The 21,067-nt window shown below is 70.8% G+C and carries 22 protein-coding genes, 1 tRNA gene and 1 riboswitch; of the genes, 6 read left to right on the top strand and 17 right to left on the bottom strand.

The annotated features are described in order from the left end of the window. Window positions 1–126: 126 nt before the first annotated feature. The 4 genes from TSO352_RS03800 to TSO352_RS03785 form a co-directional block, all read right to left on the bottom strand. Entirely contained in the window at window positions 127–555 is a 429-nt protein-coding gene (locus TSO352_RS03800) for a DUF1489 domain-containing protein (RefSeq protein WP_109106654.1), read from the bottom strand. A gap of 113 nt (window positions 556–668) precedes the next feature. After that, window positions 669–1,664, bottom strand: a complete 996-nt coding sequence (locus TSO352_RS03795) for a potassium channel family protein (RefSeq protein ID WP_109106028.1) — start codon at window positions 1,662–1,664, stop codon at window positions 669–671. A 160-nt stretch (window positions 1,665–1,824) separates the two neighbouring features. Next, window positions 1,825–2,439, bottom strand: coding sequence for a 2-hydroxychromene-2-carboxylate isomerase (locus TSO352_RS03790; protein WP_109106027.1), 615 nt, complete (start codon window positions 2,437–2,439; stop codon window positions 1,825–1,827). A 139-nt stretch (window positions 2,440–2,578) separates the two neighbouring features. Next, window positions 2,579–3,292 (bottom strand): response regulator transcription factor, encoded by a 714-nt coding sequence (locus TSO352_RS03785; RefSeq protein ID WP_109106026.1) that lies wholly within the window; start codon window positions 3,290–3,292, stop codon window positions 2,579–2,581. Between the two features lie 273 nt (window positions 3,293–3,565). On the opposite strand from TSO352_RS03785, the gene TSO352_RS03780 reads away from it, so the two are divergent. The 3 genes from TSO352_RS03780 to TSO352_RS03770 all read left to right on the top strand — a co-directional run bounded on the left by TSO352_RS03780 (window position 3,566) and on the right by TSO352_RS03770 (window position 6,324). Further along, entirely contained in the window at window positions 3,566–3,751 is a 186-nt protein-coding gene (locus tag TSO352_RS03780; protein ID WP_109106025.1) for a hypothetical protein, read from the top strand. Between the two features lie 20 nt (window positions 3,752–3,771). Then, window positions 3,772–4,014 (top strand): hypothetical protein, encoded by a 243-nt coding sequence (locus TSO352_RS03775; protein WP_109106024.1) that lies wholly within the window; start codon window positions 3,772–3,774, stop codon window positions 4,012–4,014. Window positions 4,015–4,134: 120 nt separating this feature from the next. Then, window positions 4,135–6,324 carry a hypothetical protein gene (locus TSO352_RS03770; protein WP_109106023.1) on the top strand — a complete coding sequence of 730 codons (2,190 nt, stop codon included), beginning with the start codon at window positions 4,135–4,137 and terminating at the stop codon, window positions 6,322–6,324. Window positions 6,325–6,390: 66 nt separating this feature from the next. Here TSO352_RS03770 and TSO352_RS03765 read toward each other — a convergent pair whose 3' ends face one another. From TSO352_RS03765 to thiO, 5 genes are all read right to left on the bottom strand, one after another. Beyond that, window positions 6,391–6,858, bottom strand: a complete 468-nt coding sequence (locus TSO352_RS03765; RefSeq protein ID WP_109106022.1) for a hypothetical protein — start codon at window positions 6,856–6,858, stop codon at window positions 6,391–6,393. A 29-nt stretch (window positions 6,859–6,887) separates the two neighbouring features. Further along, window positions 6,888–7,331: a PaaI family thioesterase gene (locus TSO352_RS03760; RefSeq protein WP_109106021.1), complete on the bottom strand. Its 444-nt coding sequence runs from the start codon at window positions 7,329–7,331 to the stop codon at window positions 6,888–6,890. 102 nt (window positions 7,332–7,433) lie between these two features. Further along, window positions 7,434–8,252, bottom strand: coding sequence for a thiazole synthase (locus TSO352_RS03755; protein ID WP_109106020.1), 819 nt, complete (start codon window positions 8,250–8,252; stop codon window positions 7,434–7,436). 282 nt (window positions 8,253–8,534) lie between these two features. After that, entirely contained in the window at window positions 8,535–8,744 is a 210-nt protein-coding gene (gene thiS / locus TSO352_RS03750; protein ID WP_109106019.1) for a sulfur carrier protein ThiS, read from the bottom strand. Continuing rightward, window positions 8,741–9,937 carry a glycine oxidase ThiO gene (gene thiO, locus TSO352_RS03745; RefSeq protein ID WP_199231473.1) on the bottom strand — a complete coding sequence of 399 codons (1,197 nt, stop codon included), beginning with the start codon at window positions 9,935–9,937 and terminating at the stop codon, window positions 8,741–8,743. The genes thiS and thiO overlap by 4 nt, the downstream gene beginning before the upstream one ends. Next, window positions 9,929–10,028: riboswitch (TPP riboswitch) on the bottom strand. It overlaps the preceding gene by 9 nt. Window positions 10,029–10,261: 233 nt before the next feature. On the opposite strand from thiO, the gene TSO352_RS03740 reads away from it, so the two are divergent. Beyond that, on the top strand, window positions 10,262–12,337 hold the full coding sequence (locus TSO352_RS03740) for a methyl-accepting chemotaxis protein (protein ID WP_109106017.1): 2,076 nt from the start codon (window positions 10,262–10,264) through the stop codon (window positions 12,335–12,337). A 32-nt stretch (window positions 12,338–12,369) separates the two neighbouring features. On the opposite strand, the gene mgtE is transcribed toward TSO352_RS03740, so the two are convergent. Continuing rightward, on the bottom strand, window positions 12,370–13,821 hold the full coding sequence (mgtE, locus tag TSO352_RS03735; RefSeq protein ID WP_109106016.1) for a magnesium transporter: 1,452 nt from the start codon (window positions 13,819–13,821) through the stop codon (window positions 12,370–12,372). 328 nt (window positions 13,822–14,149) lie between these two features. On the opposite strand from mgtE, the gene TSO352_RS03730 reads away from it, so the two are divergent. After that, window positions 14,150–14,452, top strand: a complete 303-nt coding sequence (locus tag TSO352_RS03730) for an STAS domain-containing protein (RefSeq protein ID WP_109106015.1) — start codon at window positions 14,150–14,152, stop codon at window positions 14,450–14,452. A gap of 111 nt (window positions 14,453–14,563) precedes the next feature. Here TSO352_RS03730 and TSO352_RS03725 read toward each other — a convergent pair whose 3' ends face one another. Both TSO352_RS03725 and TSO352_RS03720 read right to left on the bottom strand, forming a co-directional pair. After that, on the bottom strand, window positions 14,564–14,884 hold the full coding sequence (locus tag TSO352_RS03725; protein ID WP_109106014.1) for a hypothetical protein: 321 nt from the start codon (window positions 14,882–14,884) through the stop codon (window positions 14,564–14,566). 388 nt (window positions 14,885–15,272) lie between these two features. Beyond that, window positions 15,273–15,357, bottom strand: a tRNA-Leu gene (locus TSO352_RS03720). A gap of 250 nt (window positions 15,358–15,607) precedes the next feature. On the opposite strand from TSO352_RS03720, the gene lipB reads away from it, so the two are divergent. Next, window positions 15,608–16,288, top strand: coding sequence for a lipoyl(octanoyl) transferase LipB (gene lipB, locus TSO352_RS03715; protein WP_199231518.1), 681 nt, complete (start codon window positions 15,608–15,610; stop codon window positions 16,286–16,288). On the opposite strand, the gene TSO352_RS03710 is transcribed toward lipB, so the two are convergent. The 5 genes from TSO352_RS03710 to TSO352_RS03690 all read right to left on the bottom strand — a co-directional run bounded on the left by TSO352_RS03710 (window position 16,285) and on the right by TSO352_RS03690 (window position 21,057). Further along, complete coding sequence (locus TSO352_RS03710) at window positions 16,285–16,815, bottom strand: hypothetical protein (RefSeq protein ID WP_109106012.1); 531 nt, start codon at window positions 16,813–16,815, stop codon at window positions 16,285–16,287. The two genes, lipB and TSO352_RS03710, sit on opposite strands and share 4 nt — an antisense overlap. Then, window positions 16,802–17,656, bottom strand: a complete 855-nt coding sequence (locus TSO352_RS03705) for a hypothetical protein (RefSeq protein WP_109106011.1) — start codon at window positions 17,654–17,656, stop codon at window positions 16,802–16,804. The genes TSO352_RS03710 and TSO352_RS03705 overlap by 14 nt, the downstream gene beginning before the upstream one ends. A gap of 73 nt (window positions 17,657–17,729) precedes the next feature. Further along, complete coding sequence (locus TSO352_RS03700) at window positions 17,730–18,041, bottom strand: acylphosphatase (protein ID WP_109106010.1); 312 nt, start codon at window positions 18,039–18,041, stop codon at window positions 17,730–17,732. Next, complete coding sequence (locus TSO352_RS03695; RefSeq protein WP_247871882.1) at window positions 18,038–19,753, bottom strand: long-chain fatty acid--CoA ligase; 1,716 nt, start codon at window positions 19,751–19,753, stop codon at window positions 18,038–18,040. The genes TSO352_RS03700 and TSO352_RS03695 overlap by 4 nt, the downstream gene beginning before the upstream one ends. A 203-nt stretch (window positions 19,754–19,956) precedes the next feature. Then, entirely contained in the window at window positions 19,957–21,057 is a 1,101-nt protein-coding gene (locus TSO352_RS03690) for a serine hydrolase domain-containing protein (RefSeq protein ID WP_247871881.1), read from the bottom strand. Window positions 21,058–21,067 lie beyond the last annotated feature (10 nt).

Below are 21,067 nucleotides of genomic sequence, written 5' to 3'. Positions count from 1 at the left end.
TTCGTTCAGCGCCCCGCCGTCGGTGGACCGGGTTATAGGCGCCCTCCCCCAAATCAGGCAAGCGCTTTTTTCATTGCCTTTCGCATTTTTATGTTGGTGGAGCGGACGGACAATCCAGGCGCAGGCTCACAACAGGCCGAGCGCGCGCAGTTCGGCCGCCATGTCGGCCGGCAACGCCTCCCCCGCCCCACCCGCGGCGGACAGATCCTGCGGGGCCGCCTCGGTCGTCAGGTAGCGCCAACCCTGGAACGGCCGGTGCGGCGTCGGTACGGTCGGCACCCGGTCGGCGGCGAGATGGAGGGTGCAGAAGCTCTCGCCCTCGGCGTCGGTGCCGGTGTCGATGGCAAGGATGGGCTGGCGCACCAGGACGCTGCCCTTGACCACCCAATAGATCGACCCGCCGGCCAGCAGCTCGTCGCCGCGCTTGGGCAGGCGCCGGGTGTAGACGGGGACGCGGGTCTGGCCGTCGGTGGTGACGGCGCGGCGGTCCTGAAGCTCCGCCAGATGGTCGAGATCGCGGACGCCGACCGCGAGTTTGATGAGATGCAGGGCCATGATCGCCGTGTTGAAGGACTGAACCGCCCCTAACATAGCGCGCCATGCCGGAATGTCCCCCGGCATGGCGGCAACTCACCCAAGCCCCAACCCGGCCCCGACCCCGTTGCCGTTCAGAGCGGATCGTTGCGGTCGGAGTGGCCGGTCGGCCGGGCATGGCCGATGATGGCGCTGAAGCCGAACAGCAGCAGCAGCACGCCCATGACGATCTCGATGCCGCAGACCAGGCGGACCGGGCCGGACACCGGGTGGATGTCGCCATACCCGACGGTGGCGAAGGTCACGATGGAGAAATAGATGCCCTCGGCGAAGGTCAGGTCGCGCCGCACCCCTTCGATGACGAAGTTCGGTTCGGCCATGAAGCGGTCCATGATGGTGTAGATGGCGCCGAACAGGATGATGGAGAGCGAATAGAAGGTCAGGAAGGCGAAGGCCGGCAGCACCAGCCGCGCCGATTGCTGGAAGAAACCTTCGAACAGCAGCCCGGCGTCGAGCAGGAAGATCGCGATGTCGCGGGCGACCAGCGCCACCACCCCGGCGATCGCCGACATCGCCAGCAGGAAGATGGCGCTGACGATCTGCGGGTCCATGTCCTGCCCCGGCACCAGGAAGGTCAGGGCGCCGATGCCCCAGACCGGGGCCATCCACAGGAAGATGCGGTCGAAATGCGCGCCTTCGCGCAGCCGCCGCGACATGACGATGCGCCGGATGTCGTCCGCCCGCCACCACGCCCCGCCCAGGAACGCGCCCAGCGGCAGCACGAAGGCGATGGCCTGGGTCAGTGGCTTGATGTTGTGGAAATTGCTTTCCAGGAAAAAGACGAAGATGCAGGCGTAGACGCCGATGAAGTTGGTCAGCGCCAGGGTGAAGAACTGGCTGCCCGGAAACAGGTAGTGGAAGGCGCCGACCACCAGCCCGACCGAGCCGAGCAGGACGAAGGTCAGGTCTCCCGACACCGAGCGGATCGACAGCGCGATCAGGCCGAGCAGCAGCGCGGTCAGCAGCGCCCCGCCCAGCCAGGAACGGCGCGACGCGCTGCGCCCGCCATGCGGAGTCGCGGCGGGTTGGCCGGGGGGCCGGGGGCGGCGGTCGGGAACGATCTGGTCCATGGGGCGTCAAACCGGAACGGAATCAGGCACCGGCGACGGTGCGCGAACGAAGGTGATAGTCCGGATTTATAGCGGTTTGCCTACCCCGACCGTCAGTGATTTCGGTTCCCGGTCGAACGATTCTCGCTCCCCTCCCGTACCCCCGCCGGCGGCCGGCCTTTCACCACCCCCCGGTGGCGAGCCAGCGGTCGACCATGTCGAGCCGGTCCCAGCCCCAGAAGGGCTCGCCATCGACGATGACGAAGGGGGAGCCGAAGACGCCGCGATCGACCGCCTCCTCGGTTTCGCTGCGCAGCCGGTCCTTGACCGCCGGGTCCTGCAGCGCCGCCGCCACCGCGGCGCGGTCGATGCCGAGGCTGCCCAGCGTCGCCGCCGCGATCTCCGCCACCGTGTCGGCCACGCCGATGTCGCGTCCTTCGCCGAAATGGGCGTGGTAGAGCGCGCGGGCCAGCAGCTTCGCCTGTTCGGGATGCTCGTCGGTCAGCCAGTAGAAGGCGCGCGAGGCGGCGACGCCACTGACCGGCGACGAATCGGGGAAGGTGAAGGGGGCGCCGGTCAACCGGGCGATGCGGCCGGCATCAAGCGTCAGATATTCGCCGCGCAAAGGCTGCTGCAGGTTCGGCTTCATGCCGGTCACCTTGAAGATGGCGCCGAGCAGGATCGGGCGCCAGGTGACGCCGCGGCCGTGCTTCGCCGCCAACTCGTCGATGCGCAGGCTGGCGAAATAGCCGTAGGGCGAGGCGAAGTCGAAATAGAAGTCGATGGGCTCCGGCACGCGCGTTCCCTCCCGGCTGGCACGCCCGATTGGTTCCGGGCGCAAACTGTTCAGCGGAAAGGCTAACCCGCGGATGGCCCGGCGTCCAGGGCGGGCGGCCGGGCCTTCCGGCGAGGCGCCCCCTCGAACGGTGTACGGCTCAGACGGTGCGGACCTTGGCGTCGAAGACGTAGCCGGCGCCGCGCTCGGTCTTGATGATGCGCGGCTCCTTCGGGTTCGCCTCGATCTTGCGGCGCAGGCGCAGGATCAGCACGTCGATGGAGCGGTCGAACACCTCCGCCCCGTCGACGCGGGTGAGGTCGAGCAGCTGGTCGCGGGTCAGCACGCGCTGCGGCCGCTTGACGAAGGCGGCGAGCAGGCCGAACTCCGCCTTGGTCAGCTCCACCTCGCGCCCCTCCTGCCCGCGCAGGCGCTGGGCGGTGAGGTCGAGTTCCCAGTTGGCGAACTGGACCACCGCGCGCAGCTCGTCGGCGCCGCGCGGCGGCCGTCCCTCGCCGGAGACGCGGCGCAGCACCGCCTTGATGCGGGCCAGCAGTTCCCGCGGGTTGAACGGCTTGGTCAGGTAATCGTCGGCACCCAGCTCCAGCCCGACGATCCGGTCGACGTCCTGGTCCTTCGACGACAGGATGATGACGGGGATCTGCGATTCGGTGCGGATCTGGCGGACCAGCCCCAGGCCGTCGCCATCGGGCAGGCGCAGATCGCAGACGACGAGGTCGACGGGCTCCCCATCCAGGGCCTGCTTGGCCGATGCGGTGTCGTGCGCCGTGGTGACCCGGTAGCCTTCGCCCGCCAGATAGGACGCCAACAGCTCCCGAATCGGCTCGTCGTCATCGACCGCAAGAATGTGCATGCCTGTTACCTCCCCCGCTCTTCTTATCCCACGCGCGAGCGGCACGCAATGCGTTACAACCCCGTAACAGCGGCCCCTCCGCCGCCGTCCGCATGAGCCGGCTGAAACGACACCCGGCGGCGGCGACATCAAATCACCCTTTCCTGGACATTAACCGGAAACACGGTGCGGCTTAAATGCCGACCATTGGAGAGGGGCGGACACCGCGCCGGATGCGCGCCGCCGGTTTGCAAAGCCGATTTGACGGACCGTTTTGAAAGGGAGTTCACCGCCATGTCGACCATCGATCGCTGCCTGGAACGCCTGGCCCTGCTCGACCGTGCCGACCGGCTGCTGAACGAGGTGCGGGTCTATGGGCAATACGGCTCGGTCCGCGACACGCTGGCGCAGCATCGCCTGCTGTTGGGCGAGGCGAGGCGCCATCTCGATTCGGCGCGCTCGGTCGGGCGCAACGGCTGACACCGAACACCGCTGCGATCATGACCGGACCCAACGCCCTGGCGCCACCCGCCGCGGCCCATCCCCACGGAACGCCGCACCGCACCAGGACGGCGCGGCGCACGCCCGCCGACGGCAACCGCCGTCCGGTGCAGGAGCGCTGCGCTCACCATCACCCCACCCATCACGCCGCTCCGGGGCACAACGCCGGGGCGGCCGGCATCGTCGTCGCCGCCCCACTGTGGCGCACGATGATGGAACGCTGGCTGACGGCGACGCCCTGATCCGAGCGGCCGGAACCCGCCGGCCCCGCGCGTTTTCCGCCCCCACGGTTCAGTCTCCGCATTCCCGCCCGATTTCGCGGCTATCCCGGCGGTCGGGATTCCAAAACGGAGAGGACCATCATGACCCGTGCCATCCTTCTCGCCTCCACGGCGCTGCTGCTGGCGGCGCCGGCCGCCTGGGCGGCCGATGCGCCGACGGCCCCGGCGGCGAACCGGCTGGCGCTGACACGGGTCCTGCTGTCCACCGGCGGCGTCGGCTATTTCGAGTATGAGGCGACGGTGGCCGGCGACGCCGACCTGACGCTGGAGGTGCGGCGCGACCAGGTCGACGACGTGCTGAAGAGCATCGTGGTCTATGACGACCGCGGTGGCGTCGGCACCATCGGCCTGCCGGGGGCGGAACCGCTCGACACCGCCTTCCGCGAACTGCCCTTTTCGGCCGGCGACCTCGCCTCCCCCGCCGCGCTGCTGAGCGCGATGAGGGGGGCGGAGGTGACGACCGGCGGCGACCGCCAACTGACCGGCCGGCTGGTGTCGGTGACCGAGGAGACGGTGCGGCTGCCGGGCGGCGGCGACGCCACCACCACCCGGCACCGGGTGACGCTGATGACCGCCGAGGGGCTGCGGCAACTGGTGCTGGAGGACGCCGACGCGCTGCGCTTCACCGACCCGGCGGTGCAGGACCAGATCGGCAAGGCGCTGGTGGCCGTCGCCGACAACGCCCGGCGCGAGCGGCGGCGGCTGACGGTGCACAGCAGCGCCCCGAACGGCCAGAGCGCCGGAGAGCGCCGGGTCCGCGTCGGCTATGTCGCGGCGATGCCGCTGTGGAAGGCGACCTACCGGCTCAGCCTGTCGGCGGACGGCTCCGGCGGCCCCGGCGGCGGCAATGGTGGCGGCGATGCCGGCGCACGGACGGGCGCGTTGCAGGGCTGGGCGGTGCTGGAGAACCTCAGCGGCGAGGATTGGCGCGGCGTCGACCTGACGGTGGTGTCGGGCAACCCGGTGACCCTGCGCCAGGCGCTCTACACCCCCTATTTCGTCGAGCGGCCGGAGGTGCCGGTCGAGGTGCTGGGCCGCGTGCTGCCCACCGCCGACGAAGGCACGGTGACGCTGGACAGCGCGCGCCCGGCGTTGCGGGCCGAGTCGTCGCGCGCCGCCGCCATGCCGCCGCCCCCCGCTCCCATGGCGACGGCTCCCGCCCCGATGGCCGAGCCGATGGGCAAGATGGCGCCCGCCCCCTACGCGGCCCCCGCCGCCTCCGGCACGCCGGCGGTCGCCGCGCTGCAGAGCGCCGAGGCCGGGACGGCCGAGGGCGCCCAGGTGCTGTTCCACTACCCGCAGCCGGTCAGCGTTCCCGACGGCGGCACGCTGATGATGCCGATCGCCGCGCGCGCCCTGCCGGTCGAGCGGGTCGCGCTGTACCAGCCCGCCACCCAGCCGCGCCACCCGCTGGCCGCGTTGCGTCTGAAGAACGACAGCGGCACGGCGCTGCCGCCGGGGCTGCTGACCTTCTACGACCGCTCCGGCGGCGCCGGCGCCTATGTCGGCGATGCCCGGATGGCGACCCTGCCGGCGGGGGACAGCCGGATGCTGTCCTTCGCCGTCGACCAGGCGGTCACCATCGACCGGGTGGAGACGCCGAGCCGCACCCTCGCCCGCGCCGCCATCGCCGACGGGGTGCTGACCCTGTCGGTCACCGACCGCCAGAGCACCACCTACACGGTGGCCGGCGCCCCGGACGGCGACCGCAACGTCGTGATCGAGCACCCGCGCCGTGCCGGCTGGGAGCTGGCCGAACCGGCGGCCGGCGGGCCGGAGGGCAAGCGCGACACCCGGCATGACGCTGGGCGCGACGCCACGGCCACCGCCTACCGGCTGCCGCTGTCGGTGCCGGCGGGCAAGACGGTGACGCTGACCGCCACGCTGGAGCGGCCGCGCCAGGAACGGATCACGCTGACCGACCTGAGCGCCGACCAGCTCGCCGTTCAGGCCGCCGCCACCGAGCTGCCGCCGCCGGTGCGCGAGGCGCTGACCGCGCTGGCCGCCTCCCGCGCCGCCGTCGCCGCCAAGGAGCGCCGCATCGCCGAGCTGGAGCGCGAGCGCAACGAGCGGGTCGCCGACCAGGAGCGGCTGCGCGCCAACCTGACCGCCCTGCCTGCCGGCAGCGACCTGCACAAGCGCACCATGGCCAAGATGGCGGACGCGGAAAACCGCCTGGACGCGCTGGCCCGCGACGCCGCCACCGCGCGGGCGGAGGCCGAGGCGGCGCGTCAGGCGCTGCGCGAGCGGATCAAGGCGCTGGCGATCTGACCGGCAGCGCTCCCAACGGCGGTTGGGGAGGAGCGCCGCTCCTCCCCCGTTCTTGACGCCGGCGCCTTACAGCGTCGTCGCGCTGCAATAGGCCCAGTCGTCGCCCTGAAGGCCGAAGAAGGCGGCGACCGGCTTGCCGCCGGAGCGGTCGACGACGACGCGGAACCGGCTGCCGGTGCAGGCGCCGGACGACTGCTTGATCACCGGCACCTTGACGTGCTTGGACTTCAGGCAGCTTTCCGACAGTTTCGGCGGGGCCGCCGGGCCGTCCACCTTCTTGCCGTTCAGCACCATGTAATAGTTGGTCGCCTGACCGCCCTTGACATCGGCCTTCACCTCGATCTTGCCGAAGCGCGACTTGTAGAGGCCGGCGTCCTGCTCGCCGTCGGGGCCGCCGGGGACCAGCGGCCGGAAGGAGATGGCGGCGCAGGAGGGCGGATCCTTCGCCTCCGCCGGGGTGGACAGACCGGCGAGGCCGCCGGCCAGCAGCAGGGCGGCAAAAGCAGAGGCGGCACCAGCGCGTAGGGACAACATGGAGAAACCCTTTCCAGGAATGCTGGGGATCATTTCGGCATCAGGCAGATGGTGGTCTGCTGCATCAGCGCACAGTCCTTTTCGACGCCGCCGTCCAGCATCGACACCTCGACCTGGGTGATGACCAGGGTGCGGCCCGGCTTCACCACGCGGGCGCGGGCGATCATCACGTCACCCTTGGCCGGAGCCAGCAGGTTGATCTTGAACTCGACCGCCAGCACCTCGGCCCCCGCCGGCATCAGCGAGTAGGCGGCGTAGCCCCCGGCGTTGTCGGCGAGGGTCGATACCATGCCGGCGTGGAAGAAGCCGTGCTGCTGCGTCAGGTCGGCGCGGAACGGCAGCCGCATTTCGCAGAAGCCGGGCTCGACCGCCGCCACCTCGATGCCGAGCGTCTTGCAGATCGGCTGCTGTTCGAACGAGGCGAGGCAGCGCGCCTTCCAGTCGGGGTCGCGGGGTTCGAAGGTGGCGGGCACGGGATCGGTCTCCGGCAGGGATGCGTTGCGCCACAGCCTGCGTCAGTCGCGGCTTCCGATCAAGCGGCCGAACGAGGTCCGGCCCGGTGCCCGCTTCTTCGCTCAGCCGCCGATCAGGCCCATCTGCGGGCTGGACGGTTCGGCGAAGGCGCGCATCGGCATGCGGCCGGCCAGATGGGCGCCGCGCCCGGCCGACACCGCATCGCGCATCGCCGCCGCCATCCGCACCGGGTCGCGCGCCTTCGACACCGCGGTGTTCAGCAGCACCGCGGCGCAGCCCAGCTCCATCGCGCGCGCCGCGTCGGACGCGGTGCCGATGCCGGCGTCCAGCACCACAGGCACCGGGCTGCGGGCGCAGATCGTCTCGATGGCGTGCGGGTTGCGGATGCCCATGCCGGACCCGATGAAGGCGCCCAGCGGCATCACCGCCGCGGCGCCCAGGTCGGCCAGCTTGCGGCAGGTGACGGGATCGTCGTTGCAGTAGGGCAGCACGACGAAGCCGTCGTTCACCAGCTCCTCGGTCGCGCGCAGCAGCTCCTCGACGTCGGGGTAGAGCAGGTCGCGGTCGCCGATGACCTCCAGCTTGATCCAGGGCGTGTCCAGCGCCTCGCGCGACAGCCGGGCGGTCAGCACCGCCTCCTTCGCGGTCAGGCAGCCGGCGGTGTTGGGCAGCAGCCCGACCGCACCACCCGGCCGTCCGGCGGTGGCGCGGGCCAGCACGTCGACGAGGCTTTCGGAATAGCCGTCCAGGCTGATGCGGCGGATCGCCACGGTGACCAGCTCGCTGCCGCTGGCCGCCAGCGCGTCGAGCATGACCTGCTGGTTGGGATAGCCGGCGGTGCCCAGGAACAGCCGGGAACCAAGGCTGCGCCCGGCGATGACGAGCGGATCGGTGGGGGAGTTGGTGGTGGGAAGGGTCATGGGGATCGGGCTCCGGCGGTGAAACAGGCCCTCCCCCGGGTGCCAAGGGATCCACGCATCTCGGGATCGAGGAACGCACTGGATGTGAGGGACTTTCCCGGCCGTCATTCCCGCGAAGGCGGGAATCCAGGCTTTTCCGGAAGAGAACCCGTTGGGAACACTGGATCCCCGCCTTCGCGGGGATGACGGACAGTCCTTGTTCCCTTGGCGCGCCAATGCCTGGAGATGCGTGAACGCTGTAGCCCACGGGGGAGAGGGGTCGAGCTCGTGGTGATCGGGAGATCAGCCGCCCTGGATCGGGCGGACGATTTCCAGGCTGTCGCCGGGCTGCAGCGCGGTGTCGGCCCAGCGGCGGCGGGGCAGGACGGCGCCGTTCAGGGCGACGGCGACGCCGCGGGCGCCGTCGTCTACGCCGTGGGCCGCCAGCAGGGCGGCGACGGTGTCCACCACCAGCGGTTCGTCACGGCCGTTGACGCGGAGGACGGCGCTCATGCGGCGGCTCCCATCCTGGTGAAGCGATCGGCGACGAACGGGCGCAACAGCGGGTCGGTCTCCCCGGTCAGCACCAGCCGGGCGATGCCGTCGGCGGTCACCGGGGTCAGCAGGATGCCGTTGCGGTGGTGGCCGGTGGCGTGGATCAGGCCCGGAACCGCCGTTTCGCCCAGGATCGGCGCGTCGTCGCGGCTGCCGGGACGGAAGCCGGCCCAGGACTCCTCGATCGGCAGTTCGGCGATGCCCGGCAGGGCGCGCCACGCCCCCTCCAGCAACGCGAACTGGCCGCCGGCGGTCAGGCGGTCGTCGAAGCCGCGCTCCTCCGTCGTGGCGCCGATCAGCAGGCGGCCGTCGAGCCGCGGGATCAGGTAGGTGCCGGGCGTCCACACCACATGGCGCAGCAGCGGCAGCCGGGCGTCCATGCGCAGGCAGACCATCTGCCCCTTCACCGGCCGCACCGGCGGCCGGGCGGTCGCCGGCAGGCCGGGCACCCCGGCGGACCAGGCGCCGGCGGCCAGCACCACCCGGTCGGCCCGGTGCAGCGCCTCCCCCAGCCGGACCCCGGCGGCGCGGTCCCGCTCCAACGCCAGCGCCACATCGCCGCAATGTTCGTGCAGGCGGGCGCCCGCGGCCGCGGCGGCGCGGCGCAGGGCGGTGGCGACCTTGCGGTTGTCGACCTGATGGTCGCCGGCGCAGAACAGCGCCCCGGCGACGCCGGGCTGGAGATAGGGTTCGCGCCGCCGCACCTCGGCCCCGCCCAGCCACTCGACCGGCAGGCCGAGGTCGCGCTGGAACCCGTGCAGGAAGCGGACCTTGGCGGCGTCGTCGGCGTTGAGCGCGATGACCATGGTGCCTTCGCCGCGCAGATCGACGGGCAGGCCGCTCGCCGCCTCCAGATCGCGGGCGAAGTCCGGCCACAGCGCCTGCGAGGCGCGGGTCAGCGGCAGCAACCCCTCCTCCCCCGGTTCGGTCTCGACGCAGGCGGCCAGCATGCCGCCGGCGGCGTGGGTGGCGCCGCGCCCGGCCTCGCCGCGGTCGAAGACGTCGACGCGGCAGCCGGCGGCGGCCAGCCGCCAGGCGATGGCAAGGCCGATGCAGCCGGCGCCGATGACGGCCACGGACGGGCGGCAAGCGGACGGACGGAGTCCCGGTTCGGAAACGGAAAACGGACGTGGTTCGGACGCATGGATCATGCGGCGGCTCCCTTCGCTGGCATTACCCAGACAGGTTCGATGGGTGTGTTCTCAGCCGCGCGACCACCGCGCGGCACCCCAGGCCTATGCCTCGCCTTATGCCGATGTTTTGCTGGCCTTACAAGCGGAATCTGCCGGGGGTCGCAACCTCTGGTCAGTCAAGTGCGACCGCTTGCCACACCCGCATTGGGGGCACCCCGGATGCCGATCGTTACGGAATAGGCGTACGAATAGCAGCAAAGTGTCCGTCGCGATGCCGACAATGATCGAGGAACGGCATCCAAAGTTGCGTGATCAACGATAAACGACAGAGGATGCGCCGGCATGTTGAACCTTTTCCGCTCAACCCCGGACCACGGATCCGATCGCTCCCACAGCCTGCCCGCGGTGGCGGCATCCCCGGCGGCGCCCTCCCCGGCCGCCGGACGGGACGGGCCGCCGATCCGCACCCTGTGCCTGCCGGCCGCGCGGATCGACGCCGCGGCGCTGGAAGGCCTGTCCTTCGCCGACAGCGGCGGAGGCGGCGCGCCGGCCCTGGTCGTCGGCTTCGTCTCGCCGCATGTCGATTTCGCCGCCACCGCCCGCGCCGTCCGCGCAGCGCTGCCGGCGGCGACCCCGGTGGTGCTGGTGTCGACCGCCGGCGAGCTGTGCGCCGCCGAAGGGCAGCCGCTCTACCGCAGCGCCGGCAACCGCTGGGACAGCGTGGTGCTGCAGGCCTTCAGCCCGCGCCTGGTCGCCGCGGTCAGCGTCCACGCCGTTCCGCTCCATTGCGAGGATGTCCGCGCCGGCCGGCCGTCGCCCGACACGGCCGGCCGGGTCGAGTCGATCCGCCGCGAGCTGGACCGCATCCAGCCGCCGTTCGGCATCGACAGCCGCGACACGGTGGCGCTGACCTTCGTCGACGGGCTGTCGGCCAGCGAAAGCTCGCTGATGGAGGCGGTGTACCGCTCCGGCCGTTTCCCCTGCCTGTTCATCGGCGGCTCGGCCGGCGGCACGCTCGACTTCCAGCACACCCGGATGTTCGACGGCCAGCGCGTGGTGGAGAACACCGCGCTGACCATCTTCCTGAAGGTGGCGCCGGGCATGCGCTACGGCGTGTTCAAGTCGCAGAACTTCCGCCCGACGCCGACGCGCTTCGCCGTGGTGGACGCCGACCCGATGCGCCGCATCGTGCGCAGCGTGATCGACCCCGACAGCTTCGAGGTGATCGGCTTCATCGACGCGCTGGCCGCCGCCCTGCGCTGCAAGCCGCAGGAGGTGCCGGCCCGGCTGGCCAAGCACACCTTCGCGATCGAGATGGACGGCGAGCTGTTCGTGCGGTCGATCGCCGGCTTCGACTTCGACAAGGGCGAGGTCACCTTCTACTGCGACGTCAACGCCGGCGACGAGCTGCGGCTGGTCGAGGCCACCGACTTCGTCCGCCAGACCGAGGAGGACCTGACCGCCTATCTGCGCGGCAAGCCGCGGCCGGCCGGCGCCATCCTGAACGACTGCATCCTGCGCCGGCTGAACAACGGCGACGCGCTGTCCCGCGTCCGCGCCTTCGACGGCATCGCCGCCGCCGGCTTCTCGACCTTCGGCGAGCTGCTGGGCATCAACATCAACCAGACCCTGTCGGCGCTGATGTTCTTCGAGGTGCCGGAAGGCGCCGCCTTCGCCGACGACCTCGTCGACCGCTTCCCGGTGCATTACGCGAAGTTCCAGAGCTATTTCATCGCCACCCGCTACAACCGGCTGCAACTGCTCAGCCGCATCCGCAACCGCATCATCGAGAGGATGCACAGCTATCTCGACGCTCTGGTCAGCCTGAACAGCGGCGTCCAGGAAACCGCCGGCTACGCCGCGCGCATCGGCGGGTCGATGGCCGAGATCCAGACCACGCTGAACCGCCACGCCGGCCTGTTCGACGGTCACGCCCAGCGGAAGGAGGAGATGGAGCGGGAGTTCGGCCAGCTCTCCACCGTGGTGACCAGCATCGAGAAGGTGCTGTCGGTGATCGACGGCATCGCCAGCCAGACCAACCTGCTGGCGCTGAACGCCACCATCGAGGCGGCACGGGCGGGCGAGGCCGGCCGCGGCTTCGCCGTGGTCGCCGCCGAGGTCCGCAAGCTCGCCAACGACACCAAGCAGACGCTGGCCGACACGCGGCGGGCGATCGACCAGGTGGTGACGTCGGTCCGCACGGTCGGCGGCAAGCTGGACGACACCAGCGTCCGGATGGACGAGGCCGCCCAGGCGGCGCTGCAACTGCAGGCCGACATCCGGTCGGTGATCGCGGAGGTCGACGGGGCGCAGCAGGCGATCGAAGGCCGCCTGACCGACCTCAACGACCACGCCCGGCGGATGGAGGACATCAACCGCTACATCGGCTGCCTGAAACAGCTCGACCGCGCCGGCTGACCGGCGGGCAGCCCCCGTTGCGGCAAGACCGATTACAGCAGGAACAGCGACGCCAGCCCGAGGAAGGCCAGGAAGCCGACGACGTCGGTGACCGTGGTCAGGAACACCGCGCTGGCGACCGCCGGGTCGACGCCGATCCTCTCCAGCCCCAGCGGGATCAACGCCCCGCTGAGGCCGGCGACGATCAGGTTGATGATCATCGCCAGCCCGATGACGACGCCGATCATCGGCCCGTACCAGATCAGCGCGATCAGCCCGACCATGACGGCGAAGATGCCGCCGTTGATCATCCCGACCAGCAGCTCCTTGCCGACCACGCGCAGGGCGTTGGCCGACGACAGTTCGTGCGTCGCCAGCGCGCGGACGACGACGGTCAGCGTCTGGGTGCCGGCGTTGCCGCCCATCGACGCGACGATCGGCATCAACACCGCCAGCGCCACGATCTGCTCGATGGTGCCCTCGAACAGCGAGATGACGCCCGAGGCGATGAAGGCGGTGGCGAGGTTGACGGTCAGCCAGCCGACGCGGCCGCGGGCGATGTCGGCGATGCCGCTGAAGACGCCGGTGTCGCCGGAGCCGCTGAGCTTGCGCAGGTCGTCCTCGGCCTCCTCGTCGATGATGCGGACGACGTCGTCGACGGTGATGACGCCGATCAGCCGGCCGGCGGCGTCGACGACCGGGGCCGAGACCAGGGCGTATTGCCGGAACAGGTTGGCGACCTCCTCGCGGTCCATGGTGGCCGGGATGGCGTCGACCTCGTCGGTCACCAGGTCGGCGATGCGCACGGCGCGGCGCTGGCGCAGCAGGCGCGACAGCGGCACCGCACCGACCACCCGGTGCATCGGGTCGACGATGAAGATGTCGTAGAAATCCTCCGGCAGCTCGTCCGTCGCCGCGCGGACATAGTCGATGGTCTTGCCGACCGTCCAGAATTCCGGCACCGCGACGAGGTCGCGCTGCATCATGCGGCCGGCGCTGTCCTCGTCGTAGGTCAGGTTCTCCTGGACCAGCGCCCGTTCTTCGGCGGGCAGGTTGGCCAGGATCTGGGCGCGCGTCTCCGCATCCAGATCCTCGATCAGGTCGACGGCGTCGTCGGTGTCGAGGTCGGCGACGGCGGCGGCCAGTTCCTGCGGCTCGAACCGCTCGATCAGCGCTTCGCGCAGGTCGGGGTTCAGGTAGGACAGCACCTCGCCGTCCAGCGCCGCCGGCAGCAGGTCGATCAGGTCGGCGCGTTCGTTCGGATCGGCCTGCTCGATCAGGTCGGCGATGTCGGCGGCGTGCAGCCCCGCCAGCCGCGCCAGCACGGCGTCGCGTTCGCGGGCGCGCAGCAGGGCGACGATCTCTTCCACGAACTCGGGCTCGACGCCGTAGGGACGTTCGTCCTCCGCCGCCTCGGGCCCGCCATGGAGGGGGCCTTTCGAAGACGGATCGGGCGGGAGCGCGCCGTCGGGCCGCAGGTCCGGCGTGTTGGGATCGGTGTGCATGGCGGCACCCTCCCTTCGACGATGGCAACGCCGAGGCGGCGGCACGGGTCCGCGGAATCGGACGGTCGGCCGGCGGCACCGGAGTTGGCGGGGTTGACGGGTTGTGGACGCGTCCCGCCGGACCGCCGGTCCGAACCGGCGGCGACGGGGGGGCGCCCCCGACATAGAGGGGCCGCTCCCGTTTGTCCAGTCCGGACCGCCGGCCCCGGTCATTCCTTGGTATGGTCGCCCTTGGTATGGCCGCGGAATCCGATTCTTGCGCTGCGCCGACGCTTCATGGTCCCATGGGCGCGCGTCGGCAACCGGGGACAAAGGACCGAAAGCGGCGATGGACTATGCCTTCACCACCGTCGGCGACTGCGACGGCATCCTGCTGTCCGGCCGCTGCACCTACGAAGACGGCGCAAGGTTCCACGAGATGCTGGGCAACTGGGACTTCGGCCACCGGCCGGTGGTGCCGCTGGATCTGCGCTTCGTGACCTTCATCGATTCGGCGGCCATCGGGATGCTGTTCATCCTGGCCAACCGCAGCCGCGAATCAGGCGGGCGCGTCATCGCCACCGGCGCCGCCCCGCACATCGTCAAGGCCCTGCGCCGCGCCGCGCTCGACACCTACATCGAGTTCCGCTGAGCGACCGGGGTCGCCGGTGGCCTCCCCGGAAGCGAAAGCTGGAATCAAAAAGGGCAGGACGGCGCCCGATGCGCGCCGCCCTGCCCGTATGTCGACGCCCGGTGTCCCGGTTCAGGTCGGGTTGGGGACCGCGCCGGACGTGTCGATGCCGAGCTTGGCACGCGCGATGGAGTTCAGCGCGTCGGTGTCGGCGAACTGGTAGCCCTTCTCGATCAGCTTCGACGTGTAATGCTTGTTGTAGAGAAACGCGGCGATCAGCCCGGACAGGTTGCCGGTGAAGATGGACAGGACCATCAGCAGAAGCCCCATGCCCCAATCACCGCGGAACAGAGCCGGGAAACCGCCAAAGAACAACGTGGTCCAGCTGAAGCCGACCAGACCCTTCTTGGTAAGACCAGTTTGCGGGTGCTTCATCATCACCACAGTCGCCATGATGTCCTCTTGCCATTGATGCCGCCAAATGGCCCAGCACAGCGCCGACCATATTTGTCGGCGCCATGGTATTACGGCTTTTGGGGCACCTCAAGAGAAGGATGGTTTGCACCGATGTCAAACTGTTCACTTTCCCAGGGCGCCAATGACAAACCTTTCACGTTCTCACGGCACAATGGCTCTGGTTTGCTTTATTATTATCAGTTCTGATATTTTATCTTGCGGCGAGCCGACTCCATACAAGACGTTCGGCAAACATTTACAGCCGCCACCATCACGCCGGCCAAGGACCTGTGGAGGAGATCGGGGGAAGCCGAACGGCAGACACGAAAAAGCCCGCTCGGTCAGAGACCTGCGGGCCTTTCGTAAGTTCCCATCTGCATGGGAGTGGTGCGGTCGAGAAGACTCGAACTTCCACGGGTTGCCCCACAGCGACCTCAACGCTGCGCGTCTACCAATTCCGCCACGACCGCACGAGGCTGGTAGCCCCGACCGGCACTTGCGCGCCTCATCGGGTGGAGCGGGTAGATATCAGCTTCCCGGCGGGCGATCAAGCGCTACAATCATCGTTCGCGAAGAAAATCGACAAACGGCCATCCGACCGGCCGATCACCCTCCCACCGAGCCCTCCACGACACCCGACCGAGACCCGACCGAATGACCTCCGTGACCAGCCAGCCCGCCAGTCCGCCCCCGACCGACACCCCCGTCGCCGGCCGCCCGATCGAGTGGCGCATCTCCGACGAGCCGGTGCCCTACCCCGAGGCCATCGCCGCGATGGAGGCCCGCGTCGAGGCGATCCGCGCCGGCACCGCGCCCGAGCTGGTCTGGCTGCTGGAGCATCCGCCGCTCTACACCGCCGGCACCAGCGCACGCGACGAGGACCTGCTGGAGGCCGACCGCTTCCCGGTGTACCGCAGCGGCCGCGGCGGCCAGTACACCTACCATGGGCCGGGCCAGCGCGTGGCCTATGTGATGCTGGACCTGAAGGCGCGCGGCGCCGACATCCGCGCCTTCGTCCGCGACCTGGAGGAATGGATCATCCGGACGCTCGCCGCCTTCAACATCAAGGGCGAGCGGCGGGAGGGCCGCGTCGGCATCTGGGTCGACAAGCAGCCCTACGGCGGCCTGCGCGGCCAGGAGGACAAGATCGCCGCCATCGGCGTGCGCGTGCGGCGCTGGGTCAGCTTCCACGGCATCGCGCTGAACGTGGAGCCCGACCTGTCGCACTTCGGCGGCATCGTCCCCTGCGGCATCGCCGAGCATGGCGTGACCTCCATCGTGGCGCTCGGCCAGCTGGTGACGATGGAGGACGTCGACTCCGCGCTGATCGCCGCTTGGCCGGAGGTGTTCGGCGGGCCGATGCGCGGGGAGGAAGGAACGGGGGACGGCGACGGCGCCTAGTATTTCTTGAAGCCGCTGCCGGTCGGGGTGGTCGCCTGACCGGCGGCGGGGTTCACGCGGGGGTCCTGGTTGTCCATCGACTGCACGGTGCAACCGGTCGAATCGCCGTTGTGGAACAGGTAGATCTTCTTGCGGTCGGCCTTCTTGCCGGGATCGCGCAGGTTCAGCCCGTGCCCGAAGGCGACCCCCATCACCTCGCCCTTGAAATAGGCGCGGAATCGCAGCGGCGATATCTCGTTGAAGCGCAGCGCGGCGCAGTCCTTGCTCAGCTCCTTCTCGAACTTGCCGGCCTTGCGCCAGTCCTCCTTGGAGCGGATCGTCATCCATTGCGGCGGCAGCGCGTACTGCACGATGGGCGGCGCGATGGGAAGGTTCCCATCCGGCGGCGGTGGCGCCATGTGGTCCGACTGCGTGCGGTCCAGCGCGCTGGCCGCCAGCGCCGGGGCGGCGGCGAGCAGGACCAGCAGCGCGACGGCACCGCAGCGGAAAGACACGGTCGCGGCGCGGCGCGGCTCAAATTCGGACATCGAATCCTGGCTCCCTGATCGGCGCGCCGACCGCCTTGTCGCTGGCGGCGTTGGCCGGCGCCGCGGCGGACGGCGGCAGCGCGGCCTTGAGGTCGAGCGACAGCGCCAGCGGTTCGCCGTCCACCACCGCCCCGTCAGGCGACAGGATGGCCTGCCCCTCCAGCCAGCCCTGCAATTGCGGCGGCGGTGCGGTCATGGCGCGGCTCAGCGCCGTCGTCAGGTGGTCGAGCGCGTCGGCGTCGATTTCGTCGGCGCGGATGGTCAGTCCCGGCTCCGGCGACGGGCGACGGGCGGACCGCAGCGCGCCGAGCATGGCGGCGAGGCCCAGGGCCGGAGCTTCGCCGGGTGGGTGTTCCATCGACAGGGTAGCGCGGTCGAAATGGACCTGCGGCGGCACGCCCGGCGCAAGTGACAGGTCAACGCCCTGCACCGCCACCACGGCGCCCGTCAGCGCGCCGTCCAGCATCGCGGCGGCGGTCCGCCGGTCCTCCGTGCCGAAGCGGCCTGCGAAGGCCCGCAAGACCGCGTCGGTCGCGCCGTCGTCCGCCCCGAACGCCGTCAGCAGCCGGCCGAGGTCACGCGCCATCACCGGCATCGCGGCGTCGAGGCGCCCGTCCAGGCCCGGCGGCGGCGCTCCGGCCAAAGGATCGCCAACCGCCTCCACCGCCCCGTCACGTTGGCCGACGTCGAGCAGCACGGCCGGCTCCGCCCCGGTGCGCGACGGCGCGGCGGGGCGGCGGGGATCGGGCGGCGGCGGCTTGCGGACAGCCTTGCCCTTCGCCTCCGCCGCCTTGGCGAAGACGCCGGCCAGCATGGCTTTCATGCCCGCGACGTCGCTCATGCCGCTGCCATCCCCAATCCGCGTCCGCCCCATCCTGACGCCGTCATGGTTAGCGGAGTGCTAATGGAGCGGCTTACAGCGTCGGCCGCTGCTCGAACCCGGTCGCGCCGACATCCTGGGCGGGTTCGGTCACCACGTCGCGCACCACGGCGGCGCCGGGGCCGCGGCGACAGGCCGCCAGCATGCGGTCAACGGCGTCGGCGGGGCCGGCGAACAGCGCCTCCACCGTGCCGTCGGACCGGTTGCGCACCCAGCCGCTGAGGCCGAGCCCGGTCGCGGTCTCCACCGTCCAGCCGCGGTACCACACCCCCTGCACCCGGCCGATGATGCGGGCGCGGACGGCCTTGCGGTCGGGGGCGGAGCCGGATGGCGGACCGGCGGTCACGCCGGACCTCCGGCGCTGCGCTTGCGGCCCTCCTCGTCGAGCAGGGCCTTGCGCGACAGTTTGCCGATCATCGTCTTGGGCAGTTCCCGCCGGAACTCCACGACCTTGGGCATCTCGATCGGCGACAGCTTGTCCTTCAGGAAGGCGACCAGCTCGTCGGCGGTCAGGTTGCGGCCCTCGTCCAGCCGGACATAGGCCTTCACCGTCTGGCCGCGATACTCGTCGGGGATGCCGGCCACCACGCATTCGGCGACGGCGGGATGGAGGTAGATCGCCTCCTCGACGTTGCGCGGGTAGACGTTGAAGCCGCTGCACAGGATCATGTCCTTGATGCGGTCGACGATGGTGGTGTAGCCGTCGGCGTCCATGATGCCGACGTCGCCGGTGTGCAGGCGGCCGTCGACCAGCGTCTGGGCCGTTTCGGCCGGCCGGCGCCAATAGCCCGCCATCACCTGCGGGCCGCGGATGCAGACCTCGCCCTTCTCGCCGGGGGGCAGGACGCGGCGCGGCTCGTCCAGGCTGACGATCTCCACCACCGTGCCGGGCAGCGGCAGGCCGATGGAGCCCTTCTTGGTCGGGTGCAGCACCGCCGGGTTCACCGTGGCGACCGGCGAGCATTCCGACAGGCCGTAGCCCTCGACCAGCGTGCAGCCGGTCGTGCGCTCGAACGCCTCCTTCACCTCCAGCGGCAGCGGCGCCCCGCCGGACATGCAGAAGCGGATGCTGGACAGGTCGTAGTCCTTCAGCGACCGGTGGTGGTTGATCGCGGTGTAGATGGTCGGCACGGCGGGGAACAGGGTGATCCGCTCCTTCGCCAGGGTCCGCATCACCTGTTCCAGCTCGAAGCGCGGCAGCAGCACGATCTCCGCCCCCATGCGCAGGCCGAAATTCATCACCGCGGTCATGGCGAAGACGTGGAACAGCGGCAGCACGCCCAGCAGCTTCTCCTGCCCGTCCTCTCCGCTTTCGGTGGGGCGCCGCTCCTTCGCCTCGTACCAGGCGGCGCACTGCATGGTGTTGGCGTAGAGGTTGGCGTGGGTCAGCATGGCGCCCTTGGGCACGCCGGTGGTGCCGCCGGTGTATTGCAGCACCGCCACGTCGGCGCGCGGGTCGATCGACACCGGCGCCGGCCGGCCGTCGTTGGCGAGCAGGTCGGCGAAGAACAGGTGGCGGTCGTCGCGCGGGATCGCCGCGACCTCCGCCCGCTTGGCGATGGGGAACAGCCAGTTCTTCGGAAAGGGCAGGATGTCGGCCATCCGGCCGATCAGCAGGCGCTTCAGCCGGGTCTCGGCCAGCATGCGCGCCATCTTGTCGTAGAGGATCTTCAGGTCCAGCGTGACCATCAGGTCGATGTCGCTGTCGCCGATCTGGTGGATCAGCTCGCGCTCGGCGTAGAGCGGGTTGAAGTTCACCACCGTGCCGCCGGCCTTCAGGATGCCGTAGAAGGCGATGACGTAATAGGGGGTGTTGGGCAGGAACAGCCCGACCCGCGTGCCCTTCCCCACCCCGATCGCCTGGAAGCCGCAGGCCGCCTGATCGACCAGCCGGCCAAGCTCGCGGTAGCTGGTGCGCTTGCCCAGGAAGTTCAGGCAGGGCTTGTCGCCGTGGCGCTCCACCGCGTCGTCCAGCAGGACGGTCAGCGGCAGGGCCGGGATCGGCATCGCCCAATCCACGGTGGGCGGGTACGACGCCAGCCACGGGTAATCGGGCATTGTGCGGGCCGCTTCTCCCATACGCCTCGTCCTCCCCAACCGGTTCTTGCCGGGACGCCGTTCCGGCCGGTCCCTTGCGGCAATCCTACCGCCCGGGCAGCCGGATTGTCCCCCTTATGATGGAAGATGGGCACGCCCGGATGGTGGACAAGCGGTGGGGCAAGCGGCGGAGGGTGGGCGGTGGGAGGCGCCGCCGCCGCGCCTCAGCGGCCGCCGCGCAGGCGATGGATCGCCTCGACCGCCATCCATTCGGCCAGCGCCCCGTCCTCGCCGTCGAGCAGGACGGCGACCGACACCGGGTTGGGGCCGGGCGCGTGGTAGGCGACCGGCGTCACCCCCGGCCCGCCGCCGGTGTGTCCCCAATAGGGCCCGGCCGCCGGGTCCAGCTCCACCATCGTCCCCAGCCCATAGGACGGTTCGACCCACGGGCGCCCGCCCATCGGGCCGCCGACCGGCAGGCCGTCGTGCATCCGGCGCAGCAGCGCGCCCGGCAGGTAATCCTCGGTCAGCCCGTGCAGCAGCCGGGCGGCGTCCGCCGCGGCCATCGCCACCACGCCGTGCGACACCCAGCCGGGGTGGTAGCGCTCGGCCACCGGCGCGTCGCCGAAGGTCGGGCTCGGCCCGAAGAACAGCCCGCCAAGGTCGGCGCGGGTCCGCGGCATCGTCGCCGACGCCAGCCCCAGCGGCCCGAACACCTCGCGCGTCATCACGTCGGCCAGCGGGGCGTTGCCGGCGCGCTCCAGCAGCCGGCCGACCAGCAGGTAGCCGATGTTGGAATAGGCGAAGGCGCCGACCGGCGGCCCCGCCACCCCGCAGCGCTCCAGATACTCGTCGCCGCTCCACGGCTCGTCCCCGGCGGCGACGGCGGTGCGGTAATCGGCCCGGCCGCCGTAATCGGGCAGGCCGGCGCGGTGGGCCAGGATGTGCGCGACGCTGACCGGCTCCGCCCGCCCGGCCAGTTCGGGCAACCAGCGCTCCGCCGCCCCGTCGAGATCGACGACGCCACGGGCGGCAAAGCGCAGCACCGCGGCGGCCAGCATGGTCTTGGTCAGGCTGTAGATCAGGCCGCGGCGGTCGACCGCCGGCAACGCCACCTCCGCCGCCCGGTCGGCCCGGCGCAGGGCGAAGGAGCGTATGCGCGCCGGCTCCCCATCGCTCCGCCCGCCCAGGGCGACGGCGACCAGCGCCGACCGCGCCGGCGCCGGGCTGGCGGTGTCCTCGTTCAGCAGGCTCGCCAGGGCGGTGGCCAGCATCTCCATCCCCGCCCGATCCTGTCCGGCACCCGTGTTCGTCGCATCGCTCATCGCGCCCTCG

This window comes from Azospirillum sp. TSO35-2 (assembly GCF_003116095.1).
In the GTDB taxonomy this organism is placed as follows: domain Bacteria; phylum Pseudomonadota; class Alphaproteobacteria; order Azospirillales; family Azospirillaceae; genus Azospirillum.
Note: the sequence above shows the minus strand (reverse complement) of the source record. Positions and strands in the feature narration are given on the sequence as shown.